The organism is Halomonas sp. MES3-P3E (assembly GCF_002836035.1).
GTDB lineage: Bacteria > Pseudomonadota > Gammaproteobacteria > Pseudomonadales > Halomonadaceae > Vreelandella > Vreelandella arctica.
In genome coordinates, this window is the sequence record NZ_PJBT01000098.1 from 1 (window position 1) to 1,383 (window position 1,383).

1 protein-coding gene is annotated in these 1,383 nt (G+C 62.8%); it reads right to left on the bottom strand.

The features are described 5' to 3' along the window. Positions 1-29: 29 nt before the first annotated feature. Positions 30-1,283, bottom strand: a complete 1,254-nt coding sequence (locus CXF87_RS12040) for an IS256 family transposase (protein WP_054641842.1) — start codon at positions 1,281-1,283, stop codon at positions 30-32. Between the last annotated feature and the right edge of the window lie 100 nt (positions 1,284-1,383).

Genomic DNA, 1,383 nt, shown 5'->3' on the forward strand with positions numbered 1-1,383 from the left:
GAGTTATAGTCAAATCTGGTGGATGGCAGTCAGGCGGCAGTCCTGTCTGATTGATCGGTTACCTGCTCCCCATCCTGAAACCGGACGTTGTTCACGACCAGCTCCAGCTTGCTGAACCCCTTGATGCGCTTCCAGCGTTTCTCGGCGCTCTGGAGCAGCTTGAAGACCATCGCCAGGGTCGTCGCCCGGGATCCGCAGTTCCGGCTGCGCTTGCTCCGTAGACGGACCGTGGCGAAGGTCGACTCGATCGGGTTGGTGGTGCGGATATGCACCCAGTGCTCTGCTGGATAGTCGTAGAACGCCAGCAGCTCGTCCCGATCCTTGGCCAGGCACGCCATCGCCTTGGGGTACTTGGCCTCGAAGCGTTTCAACGTGCGATCGAAGGCCTTGTGCGCCTCGTCGCGGGTCTCGGCCATCCAGATGTCATGGAGGTCGGCCTTGACCTTGGGCTGCACTGATTTCGGCAGCTTGTTCAGCACGTTAGCGGTCTTGTGGACCCAGCAGCGCTGATGGTCGGTTTCCGGGTAGATCTTGCTCAGCGCCAACCAGAACCCCATGGCACCGTCGCCCACCGCCAGCTTGGGGGCTTGAGTCAGACCGCGCTCTCGCAGCCCCGTCAGCAGCGTTTCCCAGCTGTCTGCCGACTCACGGAAGCCGTCCTCGACGGCCACCAGCTCCTTGCGGCCCTGCTCCGTGACGCCGATGATCACCAGCAGACACAGGCGGTCATCCATGCGCACGTTGCTGTACACGCCGTCGGCCCACCAGTAGACGTAGCGACGGTCTGACAGGTCACGCTGCCGCCACTCGGTATGCTCGTCTTCCCACTGTTTCTTGAGCCGAGACACCGTGTTGGCCGAGAGCCCCTTGGCCTGGTCGCCCAGCAGCGCCGCCAGCGCCTCCTGGTAGTCGCCAGTGGAAATCCCCTTCAGGTAGAGCCAGGGGATCAGTTCCTCGATGCTGCGGGCCCGCTTCAGGTAGGGCGGCAGCAGGCTGCTGTTGAAGCGAGCACCACCGCCGCTGCGGTCACGCACCTTGGGCACCTGCACGCTGACATCCCCAATCCCGGTCTGGACCGTGCGCTCGGGCAGGTAGCCGTTGCGGACCACGGCCTGACGTCCATCGTCGAGCCGCTGATCGGCATACTGCGCCAGGAAGGTGGCCAGCTCGGCCTCGACGGCCTTGGCGATCAGGTCACGGGCACCTCGTCGCAGCAGCTCGTGCAGCGGGTCAGTGACCTGGGGTTCTGGTTGTGAAAGAGCCCGGAGGGTAGAATCGGTCATGGCGTATCCACTCGTGTTGGTTGAGATCTTGGTCGTGATCAATCAACAGGATACGCCACCCTTCCTACCTCCTCCCATACACCAGACTTGAGCTTAACTC